General features: G+C 39.8%; 16 protein-coding genes. All 16 read right to left on the reverse strand.

Annotated features, from left to right (window positions below; translation table 11 throughout):
* Positions 1-595 precede the first annotated feature (595 nt).
* The 16 genes from R3P39_RS10860 to R3P39_RS10935 all read right to left on the reverse strand — a co-directional run bounded on the left by R3P39_RS10860 (position 596) and on the right by R3P39_RS10935 (position 20,493).
* The gene (locus R3P39_RS10860) at positions 596-2,242 is read right to left on the reverse strand and encodes a hypothetical protein (protein ID WP_336567471.1); all 1,647 of its coding nucleotides are present in this window, start codon (positions 2,240-2,242) and stop codon (positions 596-598) included.
* A gap of 343 nt (positions 2,243-2,585) precedes the next feature.
* On the reverse strand, positions 2,586-4,754 hold the full coding sequence (locus R3P39_RS10865; RefSeq protein ID WP_336567473.1) for a YjbH domain-containing protein: 2,169 nt from the start codon (positions 4,752-4,754) through the stop codon (positions 2,586-2,588).
* Positions 4,755-4,849: 95 nt separating this feature from the next.
* Entirely contained in the window at positions 4,850-6,820 is a 1,971-nt protein-coding gene (locus R3P39_RS10870; protein ID WP_336567476.1) for a polysaccharide biosynthesis protein, read from the reverse strand.
* A 330-nt stretch (positions 6,821-7,150) separates the two neighbouring features.
* Entirely contained in the window at positions 7,151-8,317 is a 1,167-nt protein-coding gene (locus R3P39_RS10875; RefSeq protein ID WP_336567477.1) for a nucleotide sugar dehydrogenase, read from the reverse strand.
* 117 nt (positions 8,318-8,434) lie between these two features.
* Entirely contained in the window at positions 8,435-8,983 is a 549-nt protein-coding gene (locus R3P39_RS10880; RefSeq protein ID WP_336567479.1) for a sugar transferase, read from the reverse strand.
* A 23-nt stretch (positions 8,984-9,006) separates the two neighbouring features.
* Entirely contained in the window at positions 9,007-9,927 is a 921-nt protein-coding gene (locus R3P39_RS10885) for a UDP-glucose 4-epimerase family protein (RefSeq protein ID WP_336567481.1), read from the reverse strand.
* Entirely contained in the window at positions 9,920-10,681 is a 762-nt protein-coding gene (locus tag R3P39_RS10890; protein WP_336567482.1) for a glycosyltransferase family 2 protein, read from the reverse strand. Before R3P39_RS10890 ends, R3P39_RS10885 begins: the two co-directional genes overlap by 8 nt.
* A gap of 7 nt (positions 10,682-10,688) precedes the next feature.
* Positions 10,689-12,104, reverse strand: coding sequence for a phosphomannomutase (locus tag R3P39_RS10895; RefSeq protein WP_336567483.1), 1,416 nt, complete (start codon positions 12,102-12,104; stop codon positions 10,689-10,691).
* A 109-nt stretch (positions 12,105-12,213) separates the two neighbouring features.
* The gene (locus R3P39_RS10900; RefSeq protein ID WP_336567484.1) at positions 12,214-13,620 is read right to left on the reverse strand and encodes a mannose-1-phosphate guanylyltransferase/mannose-6-phosphate isomerase; all 1,407 of its coding nucleotides are present in this window, start codon (positions 13,618-13,620) and stop codon (positions 12,214-12,216) included.
* A gap of 15 nt (positions 13,621-13,635) precedes the next feature.
* Positions 13,636-14,103 (reverse strand): GDP-mannose mannosyl hydrolase, encoded by a 468-nt coding sequence (locus tag R3P39_RS10905; protein WP_336567485.1) that lies wholly within the window; start codon positions 14,101-14,103, stop codon positions 13,636-13,638.
* Between the two features lies 1 nt (position 14,104).
* Positions 14,105-15,070, reverse strand: coding sequence for a GDP-L-fucose synthase (fcl, locus tag R3P39_RS10910; RefSeq protein WP_336567487.1), 966 nt, complete (start codon positions 15,068-15,070; stop codon positions 14,105-14,107).
* A 65-nt stretch (positions 15,071-15,135) separates the two neighbouring features.
* Positions 15,136-16,254, reverse strand: coding sequence for a GDP-mannose 4,6-dehydratase (gene gmd / locus R3P39_RS10915; RefSeq protein ID WP_336567489.1), 1,119 nt, complete (start codon positions 16,252-16,254; stop codon positions 15,136-15,138).
* Between the two features lie 11 nt (positions 16,255-16,265).
* Positions 16,266-17,486, reverse strand: coding sequence for a glycosyltransferase (locus R3P39_RS10920; RefSeq protein ID WP_336567490.1), 1,221 nt, complete (start codon positions 17,484-17,486; stop codon positions 16,266-16,268).
* A gap of 46 nt (positions 17,487-17,532) precedes the next feature.
* The gene (locus tag R3P39_RS10925) at positions 17,533-18,603 is read right to left on the reverse strand and encodes a glycosyltransferase family 4 protein (RefSeq protein WP_336567491.1); all 1,071 of its coding nucleotides are present in this window, start codon (positions 18,601-18,603) and stop codon (positions 17,533-17,535) included.
* 5 nt (positions 18,604-18,608) lie between these two features.
* Positions 18,609-19,304, reverse strand: a complete 696-nt coding sequence (locus R3P39_RS10930) for a glycosyltransferase family 2 protein (RefSeq protein ID WP_336567492.1) — start codon at positions 19,302-19,304, stop codon at positions 18,609-18,611.
* Positions 19,297-20,493 (reverse strand): hypothetical protein, encoded by a 1,197-nt coding sequence (locus R3P39_RS10935; RefSeq protein ID WP_336567494.1) that lies wholly within the window; start codon positions 20,491-20,493, stop codon positions 19,297-19,299. The genes R3P39_RS10930 and R3P39_RS10935 overlap by 8 nt, the downstream gene beginning before the upstream one ends.
* Positions 20,494-20,497: the final 4 nt, after the last annotated feature.

A 20,497-nucleotide genomic window follows, 5' to 3' on the forward strand; every position in this document is an offset into this window, starting at 1 on the left:
TAGCGCGATATAAAATCGCGCCTACACCCTTTCTGTGTGGGACCGGCTTTACGCCGGGACCTCCTTGCGCGATATAAAACCATAAAGACAATCGCGATATAAAATCGCTGCTACGAGATTGTGCATGTGTTTAGAGCACCTAAATCAATGACCACACCGGACCCGTAGCCGCGGATTTATTCCGCGACCGCGTGACCACAACACATAATCATAAAAACAATCGCGATATGAAATCGCTGCTACGAGATTGTGCATGTGTTTAGAGCACCGAAATCAATAACCTCTCCGGGCTCGTAGCAGCGGATTCATTCCGCGACCTCGTGACCACAACACATAACCATAAACACAATCGCGATGTAAAATCGCGCCTCCCCCCTTTTATGTGGGGCCGGCTTTATACCAGGAGCTCGTGGCTGTAAAAATATTGGTGTGATGTGCAGCTTGCGATTGTAGCAGGCGGGAAAGGGTTGTGGGGTTGTGGGGTTGTGGGGTTGTGGGGTTGTGGGGATATGTTTAGCTAGGTATAAATTGAACAAAAAAATGCCGGCGGATGCCGGCATTTTTGTATACTCGATGGTTTATGGCTAATTACTTATTAGCTGCCGCCTGTAGTACCAGTTGAACCAGTTGTAGTGTCACACTGGAACTGGAATTGTTGGCTGTAAGTTTCACTGTCTACGTCAGTTAGCTCGATAACGTTAGACTGACCGTCTGCAAGTTGCAGGCCACGGAAATTAACGGTAACTGTGTAATCTGAACCATCACGGATGTTGTCCATTAGGAAAGTACCATCGCTCTCAGCCAGCTTGTTGCGAGCAGCTTTACGTGTACCTGTGCGCTTAAACTTAATTTTAGAAGCAGTTACGTCTACTTCAACATCGTTGTCTGCTGCACAAACACCTGTTAGTTCAAGCGTTTTGTCGATTGACGTGTAAGGTGCTGTTAAAGGTGTATCGATTGAACCACATACGCCAATTTCACCAAGTGTATTTGCAGAGTCAACTGTGCTTGAGTCAAACCAAACTGAACCTTCAACGTCGGTTACAAATACACGAGCTTCTGCGCTATCTGATACACCAAAACGTGAAATCAAACCTGCTGGTAAACCTTGTTCAAATACTGTTAAAGGCATACCAAAGAAGGCAAAATCGTTAGTGAACATGCTTACGAACAGTGGGCCGTTTGTAGTGTCACCGCCAGAAGCGTCAATTGTCATGCCATCAGTACAAACTGCCGACTGCTTGTTAATAGCAAAGAACGTTAAGTGATCTGTATCAAAAGTTAGTTTGCCGTCTGTAAAGCTAACGTCAAAATCTTCGTCGGTCCACGTTGCCTTATCTTCGTCATAAGAACTAACCGTTAAATCATCAGCAGAAGTTGTACCTTCTGGTGCTGCCATAGCAACATTTAAAGTACCGCCCTCAAACTGCTTAACTTTACGCTCGCCTAGAGTTAGAGTAACGTCAGAAACAGAAACAGGTGACTTAACAGTTTGGCTGTCGCCGCTGTTTAGACCTTCTGGTACGATTGAGATAGCGTTACGAGAACCAGCTTTTGCACCAGTAACATTTAGCTGCAAGTTATCACCAGCAACAATTTCGCCGTCAGCGTCTTTAAGAGTAGTACCAGCAGCTAAAGTTGCAGTAGCTAGAGCTGTGTCGTCTGCGTTTGCAGAAGCAGCAACAGCCTCTGTAGTTGTGCCATCGGCAGCAGCTACGGTTTCAGAGGCTTCAGCCACGTCGTCAACTAGTTTAGAAACCAACGGCAGCTGTACGTTTAGTACGCTTTCATCACCAGCTAGGCTAAAGTCGACATTAAACGACTTAGAGAAGTAGCCATCGGCCATAACAGCAACAGTTACAGAGTCAATATCTGCGTCGTCTTTAAGGCGGAATGCAAAAGAGCCTTCTTCGCCAGTTTCGATTGAGGTAACCGCTTCGCCGTCTTCGTTCAGGATGTTAGTAGATGCTTCGCCGTTTTCAAAGAAGTGAACGGTTGCATTGATCGCATCACCAGCTTCGATTGCGTCATCGCCTGAACCATAGTCGTCACTAGCAACAACTGCTGCGCTTACTAAGAATGAGATAGCCTCTGGTTTTTCTGGAGCTACTACTACCGGATCAGTAGGCTCTGGTGGCGGTGGAGTTACTGTTACGTTGTTATCATCATCGCTAAAACAGCCAGAAAGCATTAACGCTGAAGCGACAGACAATGCGAGTAGAGATTTTTTGTTCGCAATCATGATTAGTCCTTGTTTCCTTTAAAGTATCACGTGCTCAATGCACAGTTACAAATTGTTACGCTAAGCATATTCAATGCACGCGTACTAATAAATTCATTTAATACAGGGACTTTCTTCCCTGATTAGGGCCTACGAGTTACTGCTACGCAGTGGCAAGCAAATTTCCCAAGCCTTTAGAAATTTAGCACAGATAGTATGCACTGCCAAACAACCCCTTTAATTTCTTTTATAGGTTACTACCAGCGTGTTTAATAAACAACCTCTTAATGGTAGCCATTTACAAAATAATAAGTGTTTTGCTAATTTGGTTACATTTTTGTTCCCAAACTACCTAAAGCTACTATTAATTGCCTTTGTATTGTTCATATACGGCTTGTAAGCGATCTAAATGCTGGTAAATATAAGCCCCCGACAAGCGCCCCTGATTAAAGAAGGTACGCTCCATATTTATGTGAGTGCTTACTTCTTCTGCTCGGGCCGCGGCTATGCGGTTATGGCTTTCACCTATTTGGGTGCCAATACGATAACGCCACGACTCATCCCCTTTAACTTGGCCATACCACGTTGGTGCCATGTCTTTACGTGGGGTTAGCGGAATACTTAGGGTGATCCCTGCAATTTGTACGTTGGTGTCTTGGGCGTAAATACCAATGTAGCTGTCGCCAAACCAAAAACGGGTTTCTAGTTTTACGCCTTTATCGCCATAAAAGAACTCGCCGCCGGTTACATGAAGGCTTAAGTCTTTTTCTGCCCATAAATAACGATACGACACAGTGCCATAGTCACGCTCGTAGCCGTCGTAGTCTTCATATTCTAAGTAAGCGTAGTTCGCCTCTACCTTGTGGCGGCCATTATTACTTAACCAGCCAGTAGTGTTTTTAAACCCAACGTAGTCGTTGTAGTTCTTAAAAAAGCCTACATGGGTTTGGTTATATAAACCATAAGGCAGGTCAAAGGTTTGGTAGAAAGTAGCCTCGGTTAAGCCATCTTGTTTAGCAAAACGCGCAAATGGCTTGCCCGGTTCAAAGTCGTCGGTTTTATGTAGCTCGGTTTGCGCGGTAACCGATACCCCAGCCCCATACCATAATGGCACTGTAACATTGGCTTTCGCTGCTAACGAGTAGTCGTACACGCCAAGCTCGGTGGCAATATTGGTGGCAAGGCTTGGGAACACCGTAAGCCTTGGCTTAAAGTATGGGCTATTGGCATTTAGCTCACCCACCCAAGCCACACCAGGTACCGCCGCCATGCTGCCCTGGTTAATGGTAAGGTCTGGCGCAGTGCCTTGTTGTAAAAACTGTTGGTAGTTGCTCACGCTGCCAGAAATCGCCAACATCGCCATACCATGGTTTTTAAGCTGCAGGGTGAATTGCGCATTTGGCTGAGTTAAGTGCTCGGTAATACGGCCCATTACTAGGCCTAAAGCGTCTATGTCGTTGCGATTAAACACGTGGTTTTCAAAGCTTACTACCACATGGGCTTGGCTATTAACACCCACGCTTACCGCTTCAAAGCCATCGGTGATCAATGCTTGTTTAAGTGCTCTAGCACTGAGGTTTAGGGCTTTAGGTAAGCCATAACTTGCAGACTCATCCACTTGCTTAACTGGCTGTGAGCTAGCTAGCGTTGATTTTGTTACAACCGGCGCAGCTGCAGTGGGCTTATTGCCACTTGGCGCATTAGCTGTAATTATTGTTTTAGCCGCTTTAGACGTTTTAGGTGCTTTACTAGCAGGCTGAGGTGCTGCTTTCACCACATAGGTATTTGCAGGCTCATATAAAGGCAGCCTAAAGTTAAGCCCCCAGTAAGTGTCTTTTTCGCTGTGATCGGTATTAGAATAAAACTTGCTGGTTAAGGTTAGCTCACCAATATCATACAACCAAGCTTTAGGAATGGTCACCTTAGCGCCGGCACTAAAGGCTTCAGCATCGTGCTCTAGTTGCAGTGCAAACCAGTCAAACGCTTGCCACTCCACACTGCCAAAGGCGCCATCCATCATGCCGGTTTTGCGGTCACTGGCGGCCATACCAGCAGAAAACCTAAAATTGCGCCACTCTTTAGAGGCCACGCCATAGTAGGTTTCGTAGTTGTTTGCCGCACCGCCAATGTCTTTGGCGCCAATGGCAACGGTTACCCAATCTGTGGGTATAAAAGGCAATTGGTATTTAAGATTAAAAGAAAGGTCGCGAGTTTGTTGTTGTTCTTTTGCTGCACGGGTAAAGAGGTTGTCGTGCATAGTGCTTGAGGCAATCATGCCACTTACTTCTAACCCCGGATATAAGCCTGCAGAAAAAATATAGTTGTGGCCATCAAGGTATTTTTCGCCGCGTAAATCAAGTTGATTGTTATAACCAATATCGGCCATACCACGCTGCAAGGTGGCAGCGTTAGGCGTATTAAACACACCGGTAAAGCCAGCAAAAGAGCTATGTTCGCCTACTTCACTTTGTGCAAGGGCTGGTAGGCTTGTGGCTACCGCGCCACACGCCACTAAGTATTTTATTTTTAACATAAACGCAGACCAATTCCATTGCCGCAGCCATTTTAGCTACGCATTATTTATTTTATAACGCCATTATAGGGTGAAAAGGCGATGAACAAAACGCTTTAGTTGTTGCTTCTTAAATTAACTACTTTGGGCTCGTCGACCAGGTCCACCGTATAGCTATCGAGATCTTGCTTGGCATTCCATACTAAATCGCCAATGCCATCTGTGGGCGTAAAGGCCAATGGTGCTTCTAGTAGTAAAGAGCGAATGACATCGTGCTCAAAGTCGTGGCAGGCTTTATCGAACTTAGCAATAAGCGACTCTAACTCGGCAATGGGTAGCTTTACCTCAGAGGCCGTCATAATCCGCTCGTGCGAGGTTTGCTCTACGTTATCGCCAATCAACAGCTCTTCGTAAAGCTTTTCGCCAGGGCGCAGGCCTGTGCATTTTATTTCAATGTCGCCATGGGGGTTCGACTCGCTTTTTACCTCAAGGCCCGATAAGTGCACCATTTTAGTAGCTAAATCTTTTATTTTAACCGACTCGCCCATGTCTAACACAAACACATCGCCACCACGGCCCATAGCACCGGCTTGGATCACCAATTGTGCGGCCTCAGGAATGGTCATAAAAAAGCGGGTAATGTCGTTGTGAGTTAAGGTAATGGGGCCGCCTTGTTTAATTTGCTTGCGGAACAAAGGCACCACCGAGCCGCTAGAGCCGAGCACATTACCAAAACGCACCATACAAAAGCGGGTGTGTTTATACACCGACTTGCTCTCTGCCAAGGCTTGTAGCACAAGCTCTGCCATGCGCTTGGTTGCCCCCATCACATTAGTGGGGCGTACGGCTTTATCGGTAGAAATAAGTACAAAGGTCTCTACTCCGGCGTTAATCGCCGCTTTGGCGGCATAGTAAGTGCCAAACACATTATTGCGCACCCCTTCAACCACATTTTGCTCAACCAGTGGTACATGTTTATAAGCGGCAGCATGGTACACGGTTTGTACGCCAAACGCCTTCATGCAAGTTTCAATACGGTTAATGCGCTGCACAGAGCCAATAATGGGTACTATTTCAATCTTTAGCCCTTTTTCGGTGCAGGTTTGTTGCAGTTCTTTTTCTATGCTGTATAAACCAAATTCAGACACTTCAAACAGTATCAGCTTAGTGGGGCCATGCTTAATAATTTGCCGGCACAGCTCAGAGCCAATAGAGCCCCCGGCACCAGTTACCATCACTACTTTGTTGTGTATGTTGGCGGCCATTAACTCTGGCTTAGGGTCGACTGGGTCGCGGCCTAATAAGTCTTCTATTTCAACTTCTTTAATTTCGTTTTGGCTGGCGCGACCGTCGATTACATCGGCCATACCAGGTACCGTCATCACTTCTAGCGGTAACTTTTCTAGCTTGGTTAAAATTTCTTTACGGCGGGCACGAGATACACTGGGTAAAGCAAGCAATACCTTTTTCACTTGCTTTTTGTCTATTAGTTTATAAATGTCATCAAAAGGCAGAACCACTTTGCCTAAAATAATGGAGTGATGTTTGGCTTTATCGTCATCAATATAAGCGGTAACAAAATACTCTGGGCCAGTGGCTAACGCGGTAGCAAGCTGCCTGCCGGCGTCGCCTGCGCCATAAATCACCACCGGGGTTTTGCTAGTAGAGGTAACACGGTTAATTAAGGCCCGGGCAAAAATACGCGCACCACCAACCGAAAGCACCAACAACCAAGCATAAATAACCGGCATAGTGCGCGGTATGCTCACTTGTGTAAAAAACGAGGCAAGCACTAACACCATGGTACTTATTAGCGTACCTAACACCACTGCCCCTACAGCATTAGTACCAACATAACGTAGCACCGCTCGGTAAAGCCCTAGCCTAACAAAGCTGAGTAAGCTCAGAGGTAACACTATACCTAGCAGTAACCAGTTGAAGCTATTAAAAAAAGGAGAGAGACTATCGAGCCTAACAATAAGCGCTAACCAAAAAGCAGAAAAAATAAAAGTAGAATCAACCAGCAAGGTAATTAGCCGCTTTTTACTGCGAGGCGCACTTAAAAGTGCTTGTAGCCAAGTGTCCATTTTTGTCCCTTTTATATCCACATATTTATTAAGCTCGAGTGAGTTTTCATTATAGCCAAATAATTAATAATAAAAACCTCGTACCTATAGCTAGAGCAACTCATTCTCACCAAAAGTCGAATTTTTCGCTGTTAAGACAGTCTTTAGATTTAACCTGACTAGTAATCTAGCTAGTCAGCAGGTGCTTGTAAGCTGGCTTAGCTCTTCGTACTACCATGCCGCACTCATATTAAGAAGGTCAAAACTGACGCTCTGATTACAATAATTCAAACTATTAGTTATACCCTATAGGCTTTAATACGTCAGTTAATTTAGGTTGGTTAATAATATCTAATCACTTCCGAATAGGTCACGGGTGTAAACTTTTTCAATAACATCGGCTAGCTCGGTGCTGTGACGATTTGAGATGATTACATCTGATATCTTTTTAAACTCCTCGATATTCCTAACAACTTTAGAATTAAAAAAGGCTTCATCTTCTAAAGTGGGTTCATAGATAATAACCTCGATGCCTTTCGCTTTTATGCGCTTCATAACACCTTGTATAGCAGACGCCCTAAAATTATCAGAGCCCGACTTCATAACTAACCGATACACACCAACTACCTTTGGTTGCTTTTTAATTATTGAATCTGCAATAAAGTCTTTGCGGGTAGTATTGGCATCTACTATCGCTCGGATCATGTTATTGGGTACATCTTTATAATTAGCCAATAGCTGCTTGGTATCTTTAGGTAAGCAATAGCCCCCATAACCAAAAGAAGGGTTGTTGTAATGCTTTCCTATACGCGGGTCTAACCCTACACCTTCTATTATTTGTTTGGCGTCTAAGCCATGGCTTTCGGCATAGCTATCTAACTCATTAAAATACGCAACGCGCATAGCTAAGTAGGTATTAGAAAATAGCTTGATCGCCTCTGCTTCTGTGGAGTCAGTAAACAAAACCTCTATATCGTTTTTTACAGCACCCTGAGCTAGTAAATCAGCAAATATTTTAGCTCGTTCACTTTGCTCGCCTACAATAATACGTGAAGGGTGTAAGTTATCGTATAGCGCTTTACCCTCTCGCAAAAATTCAGGCGAGAAAATAATATTATTTGTTGCAAACTTTTCTTTAACAGCTTTGGTAAAGCCAACCGGCACAGTAGACTTAATTACCATACAGGCCGACGGGTTTATCTCTAGTACATCAGTAATTACAGACTCAACCGAGCTAGTGTTAAAGTAATTTGTATCTGGATCATAATCAGTTGGAGTTGCTATGACTACATAGTCGGCATTTGCTAGTGCGGCTTGCTTATTCGTTGTTGCAGTAAAATTTAAAGACTTATTAGCCAAAAACTCACTTATTTCAGCGTCCATTATTGGAGACTGATGATCTTTTAATAATGCAACTTTGTTATCATCTATATCTAGCGCAACCACCTTATTGTGTTGCGCTAGTAACATGGCGTTAGAGAGGCCTACATAGCCTGTACCAACTACAGCAATCTTCATTTGCTAGCATCCTTTTAAGAAAATATATTGATTCATGGAAAGTGACAGTGATAAGCCAAATCAATATGTAAGCTCTAAACAGTGTTACAATATGGCTTTAACTAAAACTGCAGTGTGCTACTTAACACGGTCGCCACTTCCACTACCAGTAATAGTCATTAGAATATATTTGAAATAGTTACTTAAATTGAGTGTATCTATCATTTCACGATCAGTTTTAGCTAATAACTCAGGGGTAGACATATCAATTTCGTTTACTTGAGCAAGGCCTGTTATTCCTGGACGTACATCAAATACATTTTTTGCTTCACGGGCTGTGGTAAGTTCTTCTTGGTTATATAGACCAGGGCGCGGCCCGACTAAGCTCATTTCCCCCTTTAATACATTCCATAGCTGTGGAAGTTCATCTAACTTTGTTTTACGTAAAAAACCACCAAAAGGGGTTATTGATGCAGTGCTTGCTAAATGGCTGGCAACAGAGGCAGTATCTACTTTCATTGTTCTGAATTTAACAAGAGTGAACGGTTTTTTATTACGCCCTACCCGCTCTTGCGTAAATATAGGTGAACCAGTATCAAATAAACCTATAACAAATAATATAACCAGAAAAGGGAAAGCTATAAGCAAACCGAATAAGGCGAATAGAAAGTCGAGTAAGCGTATCATTTTTATAAATCCGTTAGTTTTTATTAAGTGCGTTTGGCAGCCTGCTTGAAGCCATGTTCAACTGTGTAAGGGGGTGTCCAATTAAGCGTACTTTTTGTATGAGCGATATCTAGTTGCAATGAACCAGTCAGTCGATCTATCACGGCTTGTTTGCCTAATAATTTACCAGCAAACTTAAAACACCACAGAGGCACAGGTATAGCTAAATTTGGTTTACCTTGCACTTTTGCCATTAACGAAACCATTTCTGCTGTCGATAAATCATGATCATCTGAGGCTAAAAACACTTGATTTGCCGCTTTTGGATGCTCTAGACACACTTTTATTAAATCTACCAAATTATAAACCGACACCAAACTTCGTTTATTTTTGTTAATTAACCTGAATGGTAATGGTAAGCCTTTACTGACTAAACGCATTAGCGAAGCAAAGTTCGCTTTTACACCTTCACCGTAAACAAGCGGAGGGCGTATAATAACAATCTGCATTCCCGTTTGTTTACCAAGCTCAAGTAATTGCTGCTCAGCTTCAGCTTTAGATATACCATAAAAATCCTCGGGTGCAGGCACATCATCGGCAGTAAAAGAGGCTTTATTGGTTGTACTTTCTCCGTTCACTTTTATGGAGCTGACAAATATAAAACGTTTAACACCAGCCATAGCCGATTGTTTCGCCAAATTTATAGTACCTTCAACATTAACAGCTCGAAACTCACGGAGGGGATCACTTGCTACATCATCCATAACATGAACTCTAGCAGCACAGTGAACAACTATGTCGATATTATCTAACAAGCCCAAATAATCTATCTCCTTGGATATATCATAATTAAAGTGATTCTTCCCAGAACGACTCAATAGCTTTAATTTATAGTTACTATCAAGGGCTTTCTCTAGCTGGCTACCAACAAAACCTGTAGCACCAGTAATTAATATATTAGTCACTAACTTTAGGTCTCTTTAATAGCTCTAATAGTTTAAAGGGTAACTTTAACATTAAGATAAATAAGTTTGTGTAAACCCCATTTTCTTTACACGCCATTACAATTTCTTTATTTAGTGTAATTGAACTTTTTAATCCAGAAGTACTTACTCCACCATCACGCATACGAACTAAAGTTTTACTCACATACTTAAATCTAACCTTATTAACTAATAAAAACCTAACAAAAACCTCATAGTCAGCTGATATTTTGTAATTAATTTTATATAAACCAAACCTATCATAAACCGACTTTTTAATAAATGTGGCTGGGTGAGGAGGCATCCAACCAAACCTCAACTTCCAAGCTTTAAAATTAGGCAGAGAGTAAAAACGAGTTACTTTTTCTATATTTTCAGGCTTAACAAAAATAAGATCTCCAAAAACGATTTCTGTATCACTGTCAAATTTACTTACCATTTCAGAAATCACATTTTTAGCTTCATAAAAATCATCAGAATTTAAAATACCAACAATTTCGCCCGTTGCGTTTTTAATTCCCTTATTCATTGCATCGTAAATGCCTTCATCAGGCTCACTAATAATAGAGGTTATTCTATCTCGGTATTTATTGATGATGTCTAATGTTGAATCAGTTGAGCCACCATCAATCAATATATACTCAATATCTTGGTAATCTTGAGACAACACCGACTTTATTGTATCTTCAATTGTCGCCGAACTATTATAGCAAACCGTAATTATTGAAACTTTCATTTGCTTCCTAGAGTTGAATTAAACTAAAAGTAGCTGCTACTATGCTTTTAGCTTTTTCGTCAGAGCTCGACTCAGCATAACATCGTAACTCAGGCGCATTACCTGAAGGTCTTAAATGCACTACATCACCTGATTTAAGCACGATCCTAAGGCCATCAGTAAGATCTAATTCATAAGCCTCGTCGTAGCCAAGCTTAGATAAAAAACTTTGCGCATCGTGCTTTAAAGATTCAATCAATGACAAGCTTTTATCTCTTGAAAAATCCTGAATCCTATCACTGGCAGTAAAGCGTTTTGGTAATTTAGTGAGAAGCCTAGATACATATTCAGGTTGCGCTAACAAAATTAATGCAGGAAGAAGTGCATCCCTTGTTGGCAGAGCTTTTAGTAACTTGCCATTGAGAGTTATATCTGAACCTAGTAAGTAACCACCATTAGCTTCAAAGCCTGCAACTGATGCGTATTTCTCGGCTAAGTTTGCAAATTCAGCAATAACATAGGGTGAACCAATTTTTGTACGCTCAATGTGTTTAAAGCTTTCAGACTTTTCAATTGCGGTATTACAACTGACCGGCACTGCAAGCGCTTCGATATTTAACAGCTGACTACACAGCAAACCTAGGATATCACCGCGTAGCCAATGGCCGTGCTCATCTGAAATTAGAGGACGGTCGCCATCACCATCTGTAGAAAAAATCGCATCAAAGCGATAGTCTTTTGACCAATTTAATGCTCGTTGTTTGTCTTCGTCAGACACCGCTTCAGTATCAATTGGCACAAACTCATCACTGCGCCCCAAGCATACAACCTCTGCGCCTAATTGCTCAAACAAGGCCTTGTAGATATCACGCCCTGCACTTGAATGCTCGTAAATACCGATCTTTTTACCTTTGAGGGTATCTTCACTAAAAAGAGAGGTATAACGCTGCGTGTAAGATTCGCAAGCAGCAATATCTAATGCAAGTTCATCAAGAGTTTCTGGTAACGCTGTGAATAAGGCCTGACTGTTCAGAATAGACTCTTCGTCAGCCTTTGAGATCTCACCGTCAGGGCGGTAGAACTTTAAGCCATTGCGATCAAATGGAATATGGCTGCCAGTAACCATGATGCAAGGGATATTATCTTGCATTGCTTTGTATGCTAGTGCTGGAGTGGGTACCACACCATAATACACAACATTTAACTTGTGTTGTTTTAACGCTTCTGCACATGCCTGCGCAATTGCATAACTGCTTGGGCGGTTATCTATCGCAATTGCTACAGTATCGAAGGAAAATTCACTTTCTATTGCTGATATAAAGGCTAAAGCAAATGCCGCATTTACATCAGGGGTGAAATTTTTTACAAGACCACGTGCACCACTGGTACCAAACGCAATACCGCTCTTTGCTATGATTTCAGAGCAAACTAACTGGCTATCCATAAAAAACCTTCAAATTAATACTTTTATTAAGCATACAGCTCGTAAAATGAGCTGCACTAGCTGCTTTTCTAACACCTGATATCTAAACTTCTAATATCTGTCTATGCGTTTATTTCACTCGACCATATCGATCTTCAAAACGTACGATATCGTCTTCACCTAAGTACGAACCCGATTGCACTTCAATTAACTCTAAATCAACTTTGCCTGGGTTTTCTAAAGCATGAACCGCTGTAATTGGGATATAAACAGACTCATTTTCTGTTACATATTGCTCCGTTTCATCAATTTGCACTTTTGCCGTACCCGATACCACAATCCAATGCTCTGCGCGGTGGTGGTGCATTTGTACCGATAGTTTAGCACCTGGTTTTACGGTAATACGTTTTACTTGGAAGCGCTCACCATTATCTACTGAGTCGTACTTTCCCCAAGGACGATATACTTCTCTATGAAAAGTAACTTCAGAACGCTCTTCCGCTTTTAACTGGTTTACAATTGCTTTAACTTGTTGTGACTTATCTTTGTGGGCAACTAAAACGGCATCTTTTGTGTTTACAATTACTAGGTCTTCAATACCGACGGTTGCGACTAGTTTGTCTTCACCAAATACAAGTGTATTTTTTGTATCTATCGCTTTTACATCACCTTTAAAGGCATTACCATTTTCATCTTTAGAAGATACTTCCCAAAGAGCTGCAAAGCCACCAACATCGCTCCAACCTGCATCCATAGGCACAACAACAGCATCTTTTGTGTGCTCCATTACGGCATAGTCAATCGACTCATCAGGGCAGGCTTCAAAGGCGGCTTTATCTACGCGAATAAAGTCCATATCACTGCTTTGTACTGCTATGGCTTTTTCGCAAGCTGCATAAATATCTGGGCGAAATGCTTTTAACTCGTCTAAGTAGCGACTTGCTTTAAATAAGAACATACCACTGTTCCAGTAGTAATCACCACTTTCAATATACTGCTTGGCTGTGTCTAAATTAGGCTTTTCAACAAAACTGTCAACCACATAACCATGCTCTACTGCTTCACCACGTTTAATATAGCCATAACCTGTTTCAGGGCTGTTACCTACAATACCAAACGTTACTAGTTTATCTTGGTTTGCTAATTTTGCTGCTTTATTCACACTGGCTTGGAATGCTGCCGAATCTTCAATTACATGGTCTGCAGCAAGCACAAGTAATAATGGGTCTTGCTCATTTTCAATAGCTTTAAAAGCAGCCAAAGCAATAGCAGGTGCGGTATTACGCCCTACTGGCTCTAAAAATATACCGCCATGTTCTGCACCTAATTGGCGCACTTGCTCTGCAGCAATAAAACGATGCTCTTCATTACAAATTAACATTACAGGTGAGTGCGATAAACCTGTTAAGCGGCTTAGCGTATCTTGAAGCATGGTCTGCTCGCAGTTTAGCGATAAAAATTGTTTTGGATAGTTGCCGCGTGATAGCGGCCATAAGCGTGTGCCTGAACCACCCGCCATGATTACTGGTAAAATCATAAAAGTTCCCTGTGTTTATTTTGTTAATGCTTCAAAATACCATTTTGTATGCTTATGAACTGCAGGCGATTTAAGCAACTCATCAAAACTGAACCATTTATATGCTGCATGCTGTTCATTTAATGGCAATGTATCAAGCTTTTGTTTTGTTAACCTTACTACATAAGCAATTGCGACATAGTGTGTTTTTATTTTATCGTTAAATACGCAATCATCATAAAAATGATCATAAGGGCCAAGCAGCTCGGCAGTTGATAATTCGAGTTCAATACCCAGCTCGTTAAGTGTTAGCCTTTTAAAAGCATTAGCCAGTGACTCATTTTTTAAAATGCGACCACCAGGAACAAACCAAAAGCCCTCAGCAGGGCGGTTTAGCCTTTGCCCAAGTAATGCTTCATTTTGTTCATTAAGAACAACAAGGTCTATAGATACTAATGGTGTACTGTCGATGACGGTTTCAAACGTTTTTTGCTCTAAAAACATACTATTTTCTAAAGTTGTCTTGGTTAGCTAAGAACCACTCATAGGTCTGTGCTAAACCTTCTTCAAGGCTGATTTTATATTGCCAACCCAAAGACTTTAATCTAGAAACATCCATAAGCTTACGAGGCGCACCATCTGGCTTTGAAGTATCAAACTCAATATCACCGTTAAAACCAACTACTTTAGCTACAGTTTCGACTAACTCACGAATAGTACAATCGATACCCGTACCCACATTAATATGATTAAGCATCTCTTGTGTATTTGAGTTATAAACATCATCACTAAGGTTCATAACATGAATAGAAGCTGCAGCCATATCATCAACGTGTAAAAATTCACGCATAGGCTTACCTGACCCCCAAGCAACAACCTTGTCATCACCAGCCAGTTTAGCTTCGTGGAAGCGTCTCAGTAGTGCAGGTATTACATGAGAGTTTTCTGGATGAAAATTATCATTTTCACCATATAAATTAGTTGGCATAACTGAGCGGTAATTTCGCCCATATTGACGATTATATGATTCACACATTTTAATACCGGCAATTTTAGCAATTGCGTAAGGTTCATTAGTTGGCTCTAAAATACCAGTTAACAGTGCGCTTTCTGTCATTGGTTGATCTGCAAATTTAGGGTAGATACAACTTGACCCTAAAAACAGCAAGTCATTAACATCAGATAAGTGTGCACTATGGATGATATTATTTTGAATCATCAAGTTCTCATATATAAACTCTGCAGGGTAAGTATTATTTGCAATAATCCCCCCGACTTTAGCCGCAGCTAAATACACCTGATCAATATCATTCGATTCAAAAAAATCAGCAACTTCACTTTGGTTCAGAAGATTTAACTCTGAGCGAGAGCGAGTGATAACATTCACTCTTGGCTGATTTTGTAATTGCCTAACAATGGCACTGCCGACCATTCCGTTATGACCTGCGACAAAAATCGTTTTAGCTTGCATCGTTCTATCCATAATAAAACCCAGCTTTACGCTGGGCTAATAATTTTATAACTAAAGGCTTAAGGTTACTCTACAGAGACACTAACATCGTAGCCGTGCGACTTTAAAATTGCATGTTGCTTCGCTTTAGCTAAATCACTTTGCACCATTTCAGCACACATTTCTTCTACAGTAATTTCAGGTTCCCAACCTAACTTTTGTTTCGCTTTTGTTGGGTCGCCAAGTAGCGTTTCTACTTCAGCTGGGCGGAAATAACGAGGATCTACGCGAACAATTATATCTCCTACATTTAGGGCTTCAGCATTATCGCCCTCAATAGCAACCACAGTAGCAACTTCGTCAACACCCTCACCACTAAATTCTAAAGTAATACCTAGCTCTTTAGCCGAAAGTGTTACGAACTCACGTACAGAAATTTGCTTACCGGTTGCTATTACAAAATCTTCCGGTGTTTCTTGTTGAAGCATCATCCACTGCATACGCACATAGTCTTTAGCATGGCCCCAATCACGTAGTGCGTCCATGTTACCTAGGTATAAACATTTTTCTAAACCTTGCGAAATATTTGCTAAACCACGAGTAATCTTACGAGTGACGAAAGTTTCACCACGACGCGGTGACTCATGGTTAAATAAAATACCATTACATGCATACATACCATATGATTCGCGGTAGTTTACTGCGATCCAATAAGCGTACATTTTAGCTACAGCATAAGGTGAGCGTGGGTGAAATGGCGTTGTCTCTTTTTGTGGGATCTCTTGCACTTCACCATAAAGCTCAGAAGTTGATGCTTGATAAAACTTAGTTTTCTTCTCTAAACCTAAAAAGCGAATCGCCTCTAACAAACGTAATGTGCCAATAGCATCTACATCAGCGGTATATTCTGGGGCTTCGAACGATACAGCAACATGGCTTTGCGCACCTAAGTTGTATACTTCATCAGGCTGTACTTCTTTTAAAATACGAGTTAAGTTAGATGTGTCAGTTAAATCACCGTAATGTAGAAAGAATTTAGGATTCGATTCATGAATGTCTTGATATATGTGATCGACACGCTCAGTATTAAAGCTAGATGCTCTGCGTTTTATACCATGTACCTCATAGCCTTTTTCGAGTAAAAACTCAGCTAAATAAGATCCATCTTGTCCTGTTACACCAGTGATTAAAGCTACTTTATTCATTTAAAATCTCACTATATTAATTTTTCGTATATTCCATTATAATCCGATGCTATTTTAGCTGGATTAAATTTTTCTTTGATATATTCTGCAGAATTTTTTGACATCAAATCTACCTTCGACTTTTCTAGGCTAATGTATTTAGCAATACACTCAGCGAGACTCTTTGAGCAAAAGGGTTCTGCTAGAAAACCATTATAATTATCAATTATAATATCTTTTAGGCCTGAATAATTAAAAGCAACAACAGGAGTCCCACATGCACAACTTTCGGCTGCGACTTGGCCAAATGCTTCAGCTCTTGATGGCACAACTGTTAAGTCAGCAAGCCTATATAAACTCGCCATTGATTCCTCTGAATTTATATGGCCGACTTTAATGATATCAAAATGTGGAATACTACTATCGTCAAACTCCCCACCGAAAGCCACAAGCTTCACTTTATTTTTTTTGCTTTGTGGAAGCATTTCGTCTAACAAAGCAAGTGCGCTAATTAGCAAGTCAGCTCCCTTAACAGGATTAACAGCCCCTCCTACAGCTCCAAAAAGTACTAAAAAGTCATCATCTGAAACGCCTAAATGCCGCCTAGTTAAAGAGTTTGAATTGTGAGGTGAAAAAATATCTACAGGTATTGGGTTTCCTACCACATGGACCGTTTTGCCAGCTAATAAGACGCTTTGTTCAACTCTAGACTTCATCCAAGTAGAGGGTACAGTAATTTCAAAGCTAGCTTTATTTAAATATTTCATTTTACGTTTAAAAGTGTGAATAGAGGAGAAAGGAATACTTATTTTCGTATCAAAACCTTTATTATATAACCCAAACCTTCCTTCAGCATAATGTTCATTTCCACAATAAAGCCATTCATCATGTAAAGTAATTATACATTTATGTTTGCTAGTTAACTTACTCACTTTCTCTATGGAAATAGCGTCATTATTAACCCAATGCAAGTGAACTAAAGCTGGTTTAATACTTAGCAATTCATTAGTTATAGGTGAGTTAAAGATATTGAGAGAAACTTTATTTCTATAATTAAAATTAAAAATACGCCCCAAAGCATAAGATATTAACCTAAATAAAAAATATCTTTTACCGGCAAAGCCACCACATTCATCTGCGGCACGAAAATCGACATCACTCCCTGAAGCTTTTAAGGCCTCACTAATTCTTCTAGCCGCTTGTGCTGCACCACCTGATGTTCGAGAAAATGAGAAAAATAAAACTTTAATCATGTTAATGCTACTTTCTCCAGTAAACTGAGTCTGTATTAATTTTAATTTAAGATTTTAAATCTTCGATCATACCCACAAACCTATTAAACATATCACTTGTATTAAAGGATTGAGATATAGTGAGCATGGCGCTATTTGACATTTTCATATAATTTTTCTCGTCTAGGTTGAAAATTAGATTAATCTTTGAAACTAGATCATTAATATTTCCCTTGTCAAAACAATACCCGTTTATATTATTTCTGAAAGCTGAAAATTCAGGCATATGATATTTGCTATCGGAATGTATAATAGCAGGTAGACCATAGTTAAATGCATGAATAAGACTAAGCCCAACAGCCCCGGGGTACACAAATACATGTGAACTTAGCATCACCTGTGCAATTTCGCATTCATCAAATAAAGCCCCATGCCAAATAACTCTATCTTTCAACCCTAGTTTAAATGCAATACCTTTATAATATTCAATATTTTCACAACTACCAATAACATTAAGATTTATACTATTCTCAACTTGTGATAATGCATGTAAAAGAAACTCAAAATTAGACTTTTTAGTAATACGGCCAACAAAAACCAGATTAAATCCGGAGCTACCTCGCTGAGGAGCATCGGCTTTATCTATACAGTTCTTTATCGCATGAGAGTCCAATCCATTATTAAGCGCATAACATTGATATTGGGCTAAACTCATACACTCTTTGTCGGTATAAACCAAGATAGCAGTTGCTAACCTCATGAGATAAATTCGTAGAGCAGCTGCTCTACTATAACTTCCAGCAGTCCAACCATGTCCCCACCAAACTGTCTTAACTCCCTTAAGCCTTAAAAAAATGAATAATAGCATATAATTTAAGACTCGTGGATTTCCGTTAATAACAACAATATCGCCTTTTCTGTATGGAGAGTTTAAAGGTAACCCTTTATGCCAAAATATCTTATTAAAAAAACTTTTAAAGCCTTTAGACAAAACCAATTTATTTGACTCATATACAGTTTTGACACCTAAAAAGTCAGTTTCTGTTGTATAAAAGTTAATATCATATTTTTTTTCTAAGTTATTAAAAAAAGGAATCCGATATTTTGGTATTGCAGGCTGAATGATGTGAAGCTTCATAAGAATTATTTCAATCCGACTTTAAGTGCTATCATATAAAGGAAAGAGGCAAAAACGCTTTTTAAGCCAAAAATATTATAGACAGCTCTATATTTATCTATTCGCTTTTCTTTCGAAACCGAGGAAGATACACCTCCACCTTCAAACTCACAAACAATTTCATTTGAATAAAGAAGTGATTTCCTATCTTGTTTATATAATCGGGCGACCAAATCATAATCACCATAAATTTTGTATCTTAAGTCATAATGAATTCCATTTCGGAAAAACATTGCTTGGTGGCAAGCATGGATAATTCCTAACATAAGAAAGTGGGCTGGCAAAGGAGGTATTATTTCCTTTAATTTAAATTGGGCCCCATATATCAAATTTATATTTTCAGGAACTTTTTTCTTAAATACATTACTAATAGCTTTACTACTATAAAAGGTATCACCGCTATTCATAAAGCTTATCCACTCACCTTTAGCGTTATTAATACCTTTATTCATAGCATCATAGATCCCCGAATCTTTCTCACTGATTAAAACATTAATACTCTCTTTATATTTTTCAACAACATCAACAAAACCATCTGTAGAACCGCCATCGACAATAATAAACTCAACGTCATCATAATCCTGCTCTATAACGCTTAAGATAGTCTTTATTAAACCTTTTGAGTTATTATAATTAACAGTCACAACTGAAATTTTACACATTTAATTCACTTCGTCCTTTACTGTCATTAACATCCCTTTCGAGACAAATCCAAAATAAGCTTATACACCAAAAGAAAGGTGTATCAAACAGGGGTTGAAAAAATAGCATAGTAATAAAAAAAGGCAGTGTAATGGCTAAATACTTATAACTTCCATTTTTCCCCACAATGAAAAGTGGAAAAACGTATAAAATGATAACCAATAAAAAATTATGGAAACCAATATAGCCCAAACTAGCTATCAAATTTATGTTCCCAAGTACTGAGCTATCGTCTTTTAAATAACCTATTCCAAAAGGTGTATTTATGAAGTTTTGGAAACCATTTAATAAAGCATCAGTCCTTCCTGATATCGACGAGGTATGGCTTGTTTTTTTTGCATAATAACCAATATATGGAGCAAACAAAAAAACAGCTATACTAATCATAAAGACTATAAAACCATATAGGATAGAACCAACCTTATTATTACTTCTAACTAAATGTATAAAAAATATTGATATTAAGAATACTGTATAGCCTGGTATTGAAAACGTTAGGAACATTGCAATAAAACAACCTGTCAAGATCCACTTTTTTCTAGAATAGAAAATGGATGTATAGGAGTAGCAGAATGTCGCTAAAGCCTGCATAATACCTGGCTCCCTCATGAATGATGAGAACCTCAACAAGGTCAAACCATTAGTATTGAATTCTCCAGACGCTATGCTAAATGGTAAATACAGTAAACCAGCATTTGGGTATTCGAATATTTCAAATTTATAGAGGAGCAAGCCTCCAGCTCCCATTACTGAATAGATTATGAAAGTTATTAGTGATGAAACGCCTAAAAATGCAACAACCTTACTTAATACTAATAAAATATCTATTTTTCTATTATTTGTAGAAAACCACAACAAAAAACAAACAATCGGGATTAAATTAGTTACCACTGATGATAAAAAAACTAACAACCCTCCTTGATTAAACAAAGTACTAATAAGTAAAGAACACCAAAAAAGAATAAAGATAAGCAAATATCTCAATGCGGCTCTAGATAGCTTGACTTTACAATATAAAGTTATAAGAAAAATAGAAAGGCATGATGTTACTAAACCTATATAGGCATAGTTTTGTGCAAAAAGACTAGGCCTTAAGAACATAAGGGTTGTAATTAAAAACACCATCAATAAGCTAGAAATTAAAAACATACTT

This window comes from Pseudoalteromonas sp. UG3-2, from assembly GCF_037120705.1.
GTDB lineage: Bacteria > Pseudomonadota > Gammaproteobacteria > Enterobacterales > Alteromonadaceae > Pseudoalteromonas.